Origin of the sequence: Nocardia terrae (assembly GCF_009760405.1) — a bacterium.
Lineage (GTDB): Bacteria > Actinomycetota > Actinomycetes > Mycobacteriales > Mycobacteriaceae > Nocardia > Nocardia terrae.
Genome location: NZ_WRPP01000002.1, coordinates 841,357 through 854,403, shown reverse-complemented (window position 1 = coordinate 854,403; position 13,047 = coordinate 841,357). Strand labels below are relative to the sequence as shown.

Annotated in this window: 9 protein-coding genes; 5 read left to right on the top strand and 4 right to left on the bottom strand. The window is 70.3% G+C overall.

The genetic code is table 11. From position 1 onward, the window contains the following. The first annotated feature begins 28 nt into the window (after positions 1-28). A complete protein-coding gene (locus GPX89_RS13855; RefSeq protein ID WP_157387840.1) occupies positions 29-1,030 on the top strand; it encodes an Acg family FMN-binding oxidoreductase in 1,002 nt (333 codons plus the stop codon). 260 nt (positions 1,031-1,290) lie between these two features. Here the strand turns inward: GPX89_RS13855 and GPX89_RS13850 are convergent, their stop codons facing one another. Further along, the gene (locus GPX89_RS13850; protein ID WP_198347419.1) at positions 1,291-2,256 is read right to left on the bottom strand and encodes a helix-turn-helix domain-containing protein; all 966 of its coding nucleotides are present in this window, start codon (positions 2,254-2,256) and stop codon (positions 1,291-1,293) included. A gap of 304 nt (positions 2,257-2,560) precedes the next feature. Between GPX89_RS13850 and GPX89_RS13845 the strand changes: the two genes are divergently transcribed. Beyond that, on the top strand, positions 2,561-3,457 hold the full coding sequence (locus GPX89_RS13845; protein ID WP_157387838.1) for a ketopantoate reductase family protein: 897 nt from the start codon (positions 2,561-2,563) through the stop codon (positions 3,455-3,457). 2 nt (positions 3,458-3,459) lie between these two features. Here the strand turns inward: GPX89_RS13845 and GPX89_RS13840 are convergent, their stop codons facing one another. Further along, on the bottom strand, positions 3,460-5,820 hold the full coding sequence (locus GPX89_RS13840) for a phosphoketolase family protein (protein WP_157387837.1): 2,361 nt from the start codon (positions 5,818-5,820) through the stop codon (positions 3,460-3,462). Next, a complete protein-coding gene (locus tag GPX89_RS13835) occupies positions 5,817-6,752 on the bottom strand; it encodes a universal stress protein (protein WP_157387836.1) in 936 nt (311 codons plus the stop codon). The genes GPX89_RS13840 and GPX89_RS13835 overlap by 4 nt, the downstream gene beginning before the upstream one ends. A 231-nt stretch (positions 6,753-6,983) precedes the next feature. Between GPX89_RS13835 and GPX89_RS13830 the strand changes: the two genes are divergently transcribed. Continuing rightward, entirely contained in the window at positions 6,984-7,190 is a 207-nt protein-coding gene (locus tag GPX89_RS13830) for a hypothetical protein (protein WP_157387835.1), read from the top strand. Here GPX89_RS13830 and otsB read toward each other — a convergent pair. After that, positions 7,175-11,161 (bottom strand): trehalose-phosphatase, encoded by a 3,987-nt coding sequence (otsB, locus tag GPX89_RS13825; protein ID WP_157388223.1) that lies wholly within the window; start codon positions 11,159-11,161, stop codon positions 7,175-7,177. The genes GPX89_RS13830 and otsB overlap by 16 nt on opposite strands. A 120-nt stretch (positions 11,162-11,281) precedes the next feature. On the opposite strand from otsB, the gene GPX89_RS13820 reads away from it, so the two are divergent. Beyond that, complete coding sequence (locus GPX89_RS13820; RefSeq protein ID WP_157387834.1) at positions 11,282-12,280, top strand: Acg family FMN-binding oxidoreductase; 999 nt, start codon at positions 11,282-11,284, stop codon at positions 12,278-12,280. 74 nt (positions 12,281-12,354) lie between these two features. Further along, the gene (locus GPX89_RS13815) at positions 12,355-13,002 is read left to right on the top strand and encodes a response regulator (protein WP_157387833.1); all 648 of its coding nucleotides are present in this window, start codon (positions 12,355-12,357) and stop codon (positions 13,000-13,002) included. The last annotated feature ends 45 nt before the right edge of the window (positions 13,003-13,047 follow it).

Below are 13,047 nucleotides of genomic sequence, written 5' to 3'. Positions count from 1 at the left end.
CGCTTCCGCGCGGCCGGACACTGACGGGATGAGCGTCGATGACGAGGCAAGGGGTCGACCGGCACCCGATCCGGCGACGGTCGCTGCGGCGATCGAACTGGCGGCCCGCGCGCCGTCGGTGCACAACACCCAACCGTGGCGCTGGCGGTTCGACGGCCGCCGCCTCGACCTCTACGCCGACGCGGAGCGGCTGCTGCCCGCGGCCGATCCGCTCGGCCGCCAGCTGGTGATCAGCTGCGGCGCGATGCTGCACCACGTCCGAACGGTTTTCGCCGATCGCGGGTGGCACACCGATACGGTCCGGGTGCCCGACGCGCGGCGGCCGGATCACCTGGCCGAGATCGAATTCCGGCCGTGGCCCGATCCCGCGCGGGACATCCGGGCGCAGGCGCGCGCGATCGGGCGCCGCCGCACGGACCGGCTGGCCCTGCTCGAACCCGACGGCTGGCAGGACATCGTGCCGAGGCTGCGCGCGGCGGCCGCGGCGCAGTACGTGCAGTTCGACGTGCTGGCCGAATCCGCCCGGCCCCGGCTGGCGGCGCTGTCGCGCGAGTACGCCGCCGTGCGCGGCCACGACATGTTCTACGGCCTCGAATTGCATTCGTGGACCGGGAATTCCGAAGCCCGCGAGGGCGTACCGCGGACCGCGCTGGCCTCGGAAGCGGAGATGGCCAGAGTCGGCGTCGGCCGCTTTTTCCCCAGCGGCCCGCGCTCCACGCGCCGCGGACATCTCACCGACCGTGCCCGCCTGGTAGTCCTCAGCGCGGTGCGGGACTCGGTCGACCAGTGGCTCCGCATCGGCGAGGCGCTCTCGGCGGTCCTGCTCGAATGCACCGCCGCCGGCCTGGCCACCTGCCCGCTCACCAATATCACCGAACTGCCCGAGGGCCGGGAACTCCTCGCGAAGCTGCTCGGCGGCCCCGGCCTGCCGCAAGCGCTGATCCGGATCGGCTCCGTCCCGTCCGACGACGCTCCCCTGCCCCCGCCCACGCCGCGCCGCCCGATCGCGGACATCCTCACCATCATGTGATGCCCGGATCCGGCAGACTGCGGGTGGGATGCGATCACATCGTCATCGGGGGCATGATGCCCTGCTGGTGCAGCCACATCATGATCGTGTGGCACATCTGCATCAGCGGCGACGACATATCCATGTTGTTCATGTCCATCGAACTCAACTCCTCGAATCACGGTTCTTCCCGTACGCATTCGACGATCACACGGCGAACGACGGCCGGGCAGGGCCCGAAGACCCCGCCGCGGCGCCCAATGTCCTCGACTCGCCGGATCTCAGCGCGCGCCCGTCCCCGACGCCTGCCGCCACTCCCGCGGGGTGATGCCGTACGCGGCACGAAAGCGGCGGGCGAAGTGTGAGGGATCGCGAAAACCCCAGCGCCCCGCCACCGACGCGATGGACAGGTGACTGTGGGCGGGACTCGACAGCTCGGCACGTACCCGCTCCAGGCGATTCGCGATGATCGACTGTTCGAGGCTGACGCCGGCGCTCGCGCACAGCTTGTACAGCTGGCGCAGGGAGATGCTGTGGGCGCGGGCGATCGATTCCGCGCCGAGCTCGGGATCGGCGAGATTGGCGCGGATGTACTCGCGGATCTGGGTCAGCAGGAGCTCCGCGGGGATCGCACCGCCGTCGGCCGCGCCCTTCCCGACGGCCGACGCCAGCAGCGCACGCACCATTTCCGTACAGGCGGCGGCGATTTCGCGTCCGGCCGCGTCCGCCCCGAGTTCGTCCGCGCTCGCCACCATGGAGGCGATGAATCCCGACATCACCGAGTACAGCGGACTGGCGGGCAGGTTCCCGACACCGCGGCGAACGGTTTCCGCCGACATGGCCAGTGCGTCCAGCGGAACCATGAGCGCGGTGTGCGCGCCCGTGCGCCGCCAGCCGATATCGAAGGGCGCGTTCATATCGACCGCGAACAACTGTCCCGGCTCGATCCGGTCCTGGACCTCGCCGCAGTTGCGGTAGGCGACGCCGCGCTCACGCAGCGCCACGACGAAGGCGGGCGACGGTCCGCGCCGGATCTGGGGCGCGGTGCGCACCATCCGGATACCCGACGACCGCACGATCCGGTAGATCCCGGCGCCCCCGAAATCCCAGGCCTCGAAGCGCGCCCGAATCGGCTGCCCGGGTTCGGCGATGACATGGTGCGGGGCCGCGGCGGCATGGACCGCCTCCGTGATGGCCGCGAGCCTGTCCTGCGCAGGCATGTCATCGGTATCGAGCAGGGTCCCCACGTCCCACCTCCGGTACTGCGACGGCGTGATCGCCACGACGACAGCTGTGCACGTTCGAACCGGATCCGTGCACGCGCAGTCGATTCTCGGGCATCGGGACCGATTACCGTGCAGGAACCGGCCATTGGCTCCGCGAGCCGGAACGCGGGCATCCACCCCTCCACAGCCGGATGCCCCGCACCCCCGAGTGCTGCCCGCCGCGCCGGTCGTCGACTGCCCTGCGCGGCGGGTAGCCTCGCGGAATCGGAGCGAGCATTTCCAGTGACGCTTCGCGCCGATACCGGGCACGGAATGTGGTGAGGCGATGCGAACACTGGTCATCGGCGCGGGGGTGATCGGACGCGTCTACGCCGGGCGGCTCGCCGCGACCGGTGCCGAGGTGCACCTGCTGGCGCGAGGCCGGACACTGAGTCTGCTGGCGGGCCACGACCTCACCTTGCACTCCCCCGGTGCGTCGCTGGAGGTACCGGTGACGGTGGTCGAGGCTCCTGAGGGCCGCTACGACACCGTGCTGGTGGCGGTCCGGCGCGACCAGATCGATTCCGTTCCGGAACAGCTGTCGTGCATCGAATTCGAGCAGGTCGTCACGTTGTGCAACTACCCGCTCGGACTGTCAGGGTTGCGCGCACGGCTGGGCGGGGAACGGATGCTCGCCGGGTTCCCCGGCGTCGGCGGGCGTCTGCGGCCCGATGGCGGCGTCGACTATCTCCAGATCCGGCAGCAGCCGACGACGCTGGAACGGCGTGGCGGACAGGAGAACGCGATCGCGGAGTCCTTGCGGCACGCGGGATTCACGGTCGCCACCACCGGCCGAATGGACGACTGGCTGGCGACCCACGCGGTGTTCGTGGTCGCGATATGCGCGGCGCTGGAACGCGCCGGCTTCTCCGCAACGACCCTCGCCCAGGATCACGCGGCATTGCGCACGCTGGCGCGGGCCGTCCGCAGCGGCTTTCTCGGCTTGCGCGAGCGCGGCGTCACCACCACGCCGCGGGCGCTGGCCGTCCTGTTCACCAGGGTGCCGACGGCCGCCGCGGCCGCGTACTGGAGCAGGCAGTTGCGCGGGCCGCTGGGCACGATCGCATTCGAACCCCACGCCCGCGCCGCCCTCCACACCGAGATCCCGACCCTGCGTGCCGATCTGGCCACGCTGCTGCCGCCGGACACCGCGCCCGAGTTCGACGCGTTCCTGCGCCACTGATCTCAGCGGAACGACCAGTCCGCGACCTCCGGTGCGTCGATGCCGTGACGGCGCGCGTACGCCTCGGCGGCCTCTCGGCGCGCGGTGAGGTCGCCGACGAGCGCGTCGCGCCGGTCCGCCAGTCGCGGTACCTCGGCCAGGGCGGCGGCCGCCAGGCTGAAGCGATCGATCCCGTTCATCGCGCACATGCTGAAAGGCGTTGTGGTGGTGCCGTTGTCGGTGAAACCGTGGACGTGCATATTGTCGTGGCCGGGCCGACGGTAGGCGATGCGGTGGATGAGCCAGGGGTAGCCGTGGAAGGCGAAGACCACGGGGGCATCGGTGAACACGCCGCGGTATTCCTCGTCGGAGATGCCGTGCGGGTGACGGTCCGGCGGGAACAATCGCGCCAGATCTACGACGTTGACGACCCGAACGGCCAAGTCCGGCACCAGTTCCCGCAGCAGCGTCACCGCCGCGAGGGTCTCCTGGGTGGGGACGTCGCCCGCGCAGGCCAGCACGACTTCGGCGGGCCGCCCGGAATCCGAACTCGCCCACTGCCACACGCCCAGACCTCGCTCGCAGTGCACCCGCGCCGCGTCGTCGTCGAGGTACTGCAGCGCGGGCTGTTTCCCGGCGACCACGACATTGACCCGGCCGCGGCTGCGCAGGCAGTGGTCGAAGACGTGCAGCAGGCAGTTGGCGTCCGGCGGCAGGTACACCCGACTGACCTCGGGCCGTTTGCTCAGCACGTGGTCGATGAAGCCGGGGTCCTGATGGGACGCGCCATTGTGGTCCTGGCGCCACACGTGCGAGGTGATCAGATAGTTGAGGCTGGGAATCGGTTCCCGCCAAGGGAATTCGGCCGCCATGTGCAGCCATTTGGCGTGCTGCACCACCATCGAGTCGACGATGTGGGCGAAGGCCTCGTAGGTGGAGAACACGCCGTGGCGTCCGGTGAGCAGGTAGCCCTCGAGCCAGCCCTGGCACAGGTGTTCCGACAGCACCTCGAAGACCCGGCCGTCGGGGGTCAGCCGATCGTCGCCCGCGATGCGGCGCTCCCGCCACCGCCGGCCGGTCACCTCGAGCACCGCGTCCAAGCGGTTCGAGGTGTGCTCGTCCGGGGAGAAGAACAGCAGATTGCGGGGATTCTCGACCAACGCGTCACGCAGGTAGCCGCCCAGCACGCGGGTCGCCTCCGCGACTTCGGTTCCGGGCGAGGCGAATCCGATCGCGTAGTCGGTCGGGCACGGCAGGCGCAGATCCACGCTGTCGTGGCCGTGCGCGGCGCGATTGGCGCTCATGCGCAGGTGTTCGGGATGCAGGCGCGCGATCCGGTCCACGGGGTGCCCTTCGTCGTCGAAGAGCTCCTCGGGTCGATAGGACCGCAGCCAGTCCTCCAGTTGCGCAAGGTGTTCCGGGTTCTCCCGCACACCGGTCAGCGGCACCTGGTGGGACCGGAAGGTGCCCTCGACCCGCACGCCGTCCACCATCAACGGGCCGGTCCAGCCCTTCGGGGTCGCCAGCACGATCATCGGGCGGCAGGGGTCGCGCGGCCCGAGCCCGTGCTCGGCGTGGTCGCGGATCTCGCGGATGCGTTCGAGCGCCTCGTCCATGACGTTCGCGTAGCGGTCGTGTACCTGCGCGGGATTGTCGCCCTCGACATACATCGGCTCCCAGCCCTGCGCGGTGAGCATGGCGTCGAGTTCGGCGCGCGACATCCGCGCCAGCAGCGTCGGATTCGCGATCTTGTAGCCATTGAGGTGCAGGATGGGCAGCACGGTGCCGTCGGTGATGCGGTCCAGGAACATCGACCCGTGCCAGCTGGTGGACAGCGGCCCGGTTTCGGCCTCGCCGTCACCGATCATGCAGGCCACCACCAGGTTCGGGTTGTCCAGGGCCGCACCGGTGGCGTGGGCGAGCGAGTAGCCCAGTTCGCCGCCCTCGTGGATGGAGCCCGGCAGATGCGGTGCGGCATGGCTGGGGACGCCGCCCGGGAACGAGAACTGCCGGAACAGCTCCCGCATTCCGGCCAGGTTCTGGCCGACCTCGGGATGCCGCAGCGAGTAGGTGCCCTCGAGCCAGGTCGCGGCGGTGAGCGCCGCCGCACCGTGGCCGGGACCGAGCACGAACAGCATCTCCTGCCCGGTGCGCATGATGGCCCGGTTCAGGTGGGCGTAGGTCAGGGTCACCCCGGGCACGGTTCCCCAGTGCCCGATCAGCCGCTGCTTGATGTGTTCGGGCCGCAGCTTCTCACTCAGCAGCGGATTGTCCAGCAGGTAGATCTGTCCGGCCGCCAGATAGTTCGCGGCCCGCCACCACGCGTCCAGATCGACCAGGTCATCGCGGATTCCGGTCCGCGAACCGGGCATCGTCCTGGTCATTTCGGCTCCTCGGCCTCGGCGTGCACGACCATGACCGGGCAGTGCGCGTGCTGGATCAGCGAGTGCGTGGTGGACCCGAGCAACAGGCCGAGGAACCCGCCGCGGCCGCGATTGCCGACCACGACCAGCTGCGCGGTCTCGGACAGTTCGCGCAACCGCTCCGCGGGTCCGGCCGCGCAGACGTCACGGGTCACCTCGACGTCGGGGTACTTCTCCTGCCAGCCCGCCAGCCGCTCGGCCAGCACCGCCGACTCGACGCCCTCGAGATCGCCGCGCGTCACCGGCACCACCTCGCCGGCGAATTGCCCGGTGTCCCAATCGCTCCACGCGTGCACGGCCACCAGACCCGACCGGCGTTCGGAAGCCTCCGCGAACGCCGCGGCCAGGGCCGCCTCGCTGACCCGGCTGCCGTCCACGCCGACCACGACCGGTCCGGAGCCCCGGACCGCGTTGCCCGCGTTCGGGTCCGGCCGCACCACGATCACCGGGCCGCGCGCGTGGCTGGCCACCGCGAACAGCGTCGAGCCCAGGTGCGAGAGCGTCCCGGCCTCGCCGACCGCGCCGATCACCACGGCGAAAGCGGTCGCGCTGGAGGCGATCAGCGCGTGCGCGGCGGAATCCGGTGATGCCCAGGAGGTGACCGACAACTGCGGCTCGTAGTCACCTGCGGCCAGCCGCGCCCGCGCCAGCACCGCAATGCCGTTGGCCTTCACGGTGTCGACGATCGGCTGGGTCGCCACGGCGTAGGTCCCCACACCGCGACTGATCGCCGCCAGGTCCATCCCGTGCACGAGGTGCAACCGCCGCTGCCGGTCGGCGGCGTAGTTCGCGGCCCAGTGCACGGCGCGAGTCGATCCTTCCGAACCGTCCACGCCGACCACCACCGCCGCCGAGGCCAGCCGGTGCGGATCGTCGAATTCCTGCTCAGTCATGGTGGGCTCCTGGAATGTGGTGAAAGCGTCTGCGCCCGATTCGGGCCCGTCCTCTCACGGTAGGAACGCGGCCTCGGCCCCGACTGCGGGCGATCGTCCTCGGAGCGAGGACCAAAGACCTCGGTGACCGTTTCGGGCCCGGGCGAGAGGATCTTCGGCCGCCATTGGTCCCACCGGGATCGGGAACATCGGCTCTGCTCAGCGCCGCGCCGCCCGACAAGGCTTGCTGCCATGGAATCTCCCGCAACCACACACACCGTGGCGACCGTGGCGCTGACACTCGGCGCGGCCATGGTGGTCGCGGTTCCCGCGGCCACCGACTTCCTCTTCACCTGGGCCCAGATGTACGGCGCGGTCCTGGTCTATCTCGCGTTCGCCGAATACCTGGCGGTCGCGGTCGGCCTGGTGCGCTGGGGCGTCGGTCAATTGCGGTCCTGATCGGCTTCCACGGTGGATCGATCGGCCCGCAACGGCATGCGCAGCGTGCCCCCGGCCGCCAGCATCTCGGTGAACCCGTCGTAGTGGATCTCGACCGGGTCCGCGCCGCCCGGCTCGGCGGCGATCTCCAACTCCGAGGCGCTGATCCGCAGTGCGAGCCGGTGACCCCGGTAGATGATCGAGTAGCGCAACTCCCCCAGCTCCTGCGGCCAGCACGGGTTGAAGATCAGGCGGTCGGACCGGATCTCCATACCGGTGAAGCACCGCTGGATCAGATCGATGCTGCCGGCCATGGCGCCCAGGTGAATTCCCTCCTCGGTGGTCCCGCCCTGAATGTCGGTGACATCCGCGTCGAGCACCCGCCCGAAGAAGTCCATGGCCTGCGCCCGATGGGCCCGGGCCAGCACCCAGGCGTGCACCAGGGCGCTGAGGGTGGACCCGTGCGAGGTCCGCGCCAAGTAGTAGTCGATGGTGCGCGGAATCGTCTCGCCGGGCAGTTCATAGCCCAGACGGCCGAGCACCTCGCGCAATTCGTCGGCCGAGAACAGGTAGAACAGCATCAGCACGTCGGCCTGCTTGGCGGCCCGATAGCGGTTGACGTCATCGCCTTCCGCCTCGAGGATGCGATCCAGGCGCTGGATATCGCCGTAGCGCAGCCGATAGCCTGCCCAGTCCAGTTCGGCCAGCTGCTCGTACCCGTCGAACTGGCTGATCACACCGTCGTGGAAGGGCACGAACATGCGCCGGCCGACATGCTCCCAGCGCGCGAGTTCTGCGGGCGAAACCCGCAGCGACTCCAGCAGTTCCGCGCGCACCCGCGGAGTGAGCCGATCGAGGGCCTCGCGGGCGCGCAGCAGCGTCCACACCGCCATCACATTGGTGTAGGCGTTGTCGTCGATGCCGGTCCCGGGTGCGCTGGGCGAGCCGGTGTGGAATTCGTCGGGCCCGATGACCCCGCGCAGGTGGAATCGATCGTGGCGCGGCTCGTATTCGGCCATGGCGGCCCAGTAGCGGGCGATCTCCACCATCAGCTCGGCCCCGTAGTCGGTGAGGAATTCGATGTCGCCGGTCGCCTGGTAGTACTGCCAGACGTTGTAGGCGACGGCGCTGCCGATGTGGTGCGCGCGCGGGCTCGGATCCGGATTCCAGTGTCCCGACAGCGGATTCAGGTGCATCAGCTGGCTTTCCTCGCGGCCGTCGGAACCCGACTGCCACGGAAACATCGCCCCGGCCAGACCGGCCGCGACCGCGGCCCGGCGGGCCTCGGGCAAGCGCCGGTATCGGTAGCGCAGCAGGCCGCGCGCGAGGCGGGGAAAGCGCGGGTTGAGTACCGGGTAGACGAACAGCTCGTCCCAGAAGACGTGCCCGCGATACGCCTCGCCGTGCAGTCCGCGCGCGGGCACCCCGACGTCCAGATCGGCGGTGTGCGGCGACAGGGTCTGCACCAGGTGCAGCAGGTGCAGGCGGATCACCCGCGTGGCGTGGTCACCGTCGCCGAAGTCGATGCGCAACAGATCCCAGAGGTGTTCCCAAGCGGCGGTGTGGCTTTCGAGCAGCTCGGCGAACCCGCCGGCGGACCGCAGACAGCGCACGGCCTCGTCGTCGGGAGCCGAGACGGCATGATCGCGGCCGGTGACCACTGCCGCGATCTTCTCCAGCACGACCGTGTCGCCCTCGGCGAGCGCGACGCCGTGATCGTGCCCGATCGCGCCCGCCGACTCGACGAGTTCGGTGGCCGGGCACAGCTTCACGCCGTCACGGTGCAGGGTCCCGCGGGCTGCCGTGGCCACCGGAATGCGCGACTGGCCGGTGCGCACCACCATCAGCACCGATTCCGCCGACAGTTCCCGGGTGCCGACCTGCTCGAGGTGCACGCCGGACAGGTCACGGTATCGCGCGACACCCGAGTTCCGAACCGCACCGTCCACCAGGGAGCGGAAAACCACGGTGCCCGCCCAGTTCTCGGCCGTCACCGCGACCTCGAGCGCGCACAGGTGCGGCGCGTGCATGGCCGCGAACCGGCGTTGCCGCACCGCGGTGATGCGGCCGGTGGTGTCGCGGAAACGGAAGGTACGCACCAGCACCGCGTGCCGCATATCGAATTCCTGCCGGTAGGACAGCAATTCGACGGCGTCGATGTCGAACCAGTCGACGTCGCCGATGCGGAAGGTGATCGGCAGCCAGTTGGGCAGGTTCACCAGGCTCTCGTTGTCGACCGTGCGCCCGGAGATCTCGTCGAAGAGCCGGTTGTAGACGCCCGCCACATACGTACCCGGGTAGTGCCGCTCCCCGGCCACGGTCTCCGGCGCGGCCCCTCGGGTGGCCAGATAGCCGTTACCGACCGTGCACAGCGCCTCCCGCAGCCGCTCGTGCGCCGGGTCGTATCCCTCGAACGTGTAGATCCACGAATTCGACACGGCCCCTTCCGATTCGGCGGCGAGCAGCCCGGCCAGGTCGTCGAGGAACGTGCGCACGCCCTCGGGCCCGTTCAGTGCGAAACGCGCGGCGGTGCGCCGATCGCCGTTCTCGTCGTGGCGCACCACCACCGAGACGCCGTCGGATTCCACCGCGTCGAAGGCATCCTCGTCGGTGAGATCGTCACCCAGGTAGACCGGCATCGTCGGGGTGATCAGGTGCCCGAGAATCCAGTCGACCGCGGTTCCCTTGTCCCAGTCGACATCCGGGCGCAGTTCCACCACCTTCCGCCCGCCGGTCACCCGCAGCCGGCGCCGGTGGGCTTGCTCGTGCACCGCGGCGATCACCGCACCGGCCCGGTCCGGCGCGACCCGCCGATAGTGCACGGCGACCGCGAAGCGCTTGTGCTCCACCAGTATTCCGTCGATCGCGGCGAGGGATGTCGTCAGTTCGCCGGCCGCGGCCGCGAGGTCGGCCTCGGCGCCGGGGGCCGCGTCGTGGACATAGGTCGTGCCATCGGGAGCGAGCAGCTCGAAGCCGTGGCACCCGGCGTACCACAGGCCCTCCACGTCCACCCGCTCACGCAGGTCCGCCAGTTCGCGACCGCTCACGATGGCGACCGGGCAGCGCGAGGCCAGCCGCGCCAGGGCCGCGGCCCCGCCGGGCACCAGGGTCGCGGCGGCCGGATCGGGCACGATGGCCGAGAGGGTGCCGTCGAAATCGAGCAGCACCGAGGTTTTCCCGGTGTCGAGCAGATCCCCGAGCCGGGCCGCCGTGGCATCCGGCACCTCCGACATCCGCCGGAAGCCGTCGCGCAGGCGCACCCGGTCCAGATCCGGGACGACCACATCGGCCCCGCGGGCGGCCAGCCGGTCGCCGTGCCCGCCCCGATCGACGCCGATCACCAGACCGAAGCCGCCCGCCCGACCGGCCGCCACCCCGGCCTCGGCGTCCTCGACCACCACCGTCCGCTCGGGCTGCGCGCCGAGGCGGCGAGCCGCCTCCAGCAGCATCGCCGGATCGGGTTTGCCCGCCAATCCGAGTTCCTCCGCGACGATCCCGTCCACCCGCACCGCGAACAGATCGCCGATCCCGGCCGCGCGCAGCACCTGTGCGCAGTTGCGGCTGGCGGAGAACACCGCGACGCCGATTCCCGCCGCCTGCAGGCGGCGCACCAGGGCCACGGTGGATTCGAAGGCCGGAACGCCGTCGCGGGCAAGGCGTTCCAGGAACAGGTGATCCTTGCGGTTGCCCAGCGCACAGATCGTGCCCGCGTCGTCGGCGTCGGCGGGATCACCGGCCGGTAGCGAGATTCCCCGCGCGGCAAGGAAATCGCTGACACCCCGGTAGCGGGGTTCGCCGTCCACCCAGCGCAGGTAGTCCTCGGTGGTGAAGGGCGACAGGTCCTCGCCGGGCAGCGCCGTGCGATGCGCCAGGAAGTCGTCGAACATCTCCTTCCAGGCCGCCGCGTGGACGGTGGCGCTGTCGGTCACCACGCCGTCCATATCGAAGATCACCGCGTCGTGGCGCCGCGAGTCGAGCAGCGGCGCGGTCATTGTGCTCAGGTCCACGTATCCAGCCTGGTGGGAGTCGGATTCCGGGCCAAGGGTCCTGTAGCACCCCGGAAGGGACCAACGGCCCCTGTGGTGGCGCTCACCGCGCCCTAGCGTGGGTCCATGGACCAAATACCCGGCATGGACACGATCGGGCCCGCCGTTCGCCTGGCCGGTCGCGCGCCCTCCCTGCACAACAGCCAACCGTGGCGCTGGGTCTTCGACGGCTCGGCGCTGCACCTGTTCTCGGTGCGGTCGCGGATGTTGCCCGCGACCGATCACTCGAGTCGGCAGCTGTTGCTCAGCTGTGGAATCGCCCTGGGGCACCTACGTTCGGCGCTGGCCGCCGCGGGATGGCGGACCCGGGTCGTGTACTTCCCCAATCCCACCCGGCACGAGGAGCTGGCCACGGTCGAGTTCGAACCCGCGCCGATCGTGACCGACGCCGAGCGGGAACAGGCCGCGGCCATCACCGTTCGCTATACCGACCGGCTGCCGTTCGGCGCGCCGGCCGGCTGGCACGATTTCGAACCCCTGCTGCAGGTGATGGTCGATCCGTTCGACGCCGTGGTCACCGTGCTGCCCCGCGAGGCCCGCGCCGAGCTCGCCCGGGCCTCGCGGCTCACCGCCGGGGTGCGCCGCTACGATTCCGCTTATCAGGCCGAATTGCATTGGTGGGCAGGTCATTCGCTGGCCGCCACGGGCATTCCGCCAGCGGCGCGGATCTCCGCCGAGGAGCGTGGCCGGGTCGATGTGGGCCGGGCGTTGCCCACCGTCGCGGGCGAACCGCGCCGGACCGACATCGCCGAGGACGAGTCCGTGGTGCTCGTCGTGTCCAGTGGGCCGAGCTCGAGAGAACTGCTGCGCTGCGGCGAGGCGCTGTCGACCATACTGCTCGAGTGCACGGTCGCGGGCTACGCGACCTGCCCGCTCACCCATGTCACCGAACTACCGCAGAGCCGGGCGGTCATCCGCGCGCTCACCGACCGGGACGAGCAACCCCAGGTCCTGATCCGGGTCGGGACCGTTCCCGATTCCGACCGCAATCCGACGCGAACCCCCAGGCTGCCGCTCGAGCAGATCCTGGAGGTCTCCGGCCCGACCACCCCGGTGACCGAATGACTTTCGGTCATCGCCCAGAATGCGCGCAGCGAACTATCGTTGACCACACAGCCACGAAGGATGGGAACCGGCACATGATCAAGGTATTTCTGGTTGACGACCACGAGATAGTCCGCCGGGGACTCGTCGATCTGCTCGAGAGCGACCCGGAACTGAGCGTCATCGGCGAGGCCTCCGACGCCGCCACCGCCCTGGCCCGGATCCCGGCGCTGCAGCCGGATGTCGCGGTCCTCGATGTCCGCCTGCCCGACGGCAACGGCATCGAACTGTGCCGGGACCTGCTCTCGCGGGTGGACACGCTGCGCTGCCTCATCCTCACCTCGTTCACCGATGAGCAGGCCATGATGGACGCCATTCTGGCCGGGGCCAGCGGCTACGTGGTCAAGGACATCAAGGGCATGGAGCTGGCCAAGGCCATCAAGGAGGTCGGCGCGGGCCGCTCGCTGCTGGACAACCGGGCCGCGGCCGCGCTCATGGACCGCCTGCGCCGCAGCACCCAGTCCGACGGTCCGCTCGCCGGGCTGACCGACCAGGAGCGCAAGCTCCTGGACCTGCTCGGCGACGGGCTGACCAACCGGCAGATCGCCGAGCGGATGTTCCTGGCGGAGAAGACCGTCAAGAACTACGTCTCCCGGCTGCTGGCCAAGCTGGGCATGGAGCGCCGGACCCAGGCGGCGGTGTACGCGACCAAGCTGCGCGCCGACCACCCGCACCCGCAGTAACCCGGAACGCCATGCGCTCGCCGTGCCCGGACAGCCGTCCGGGCA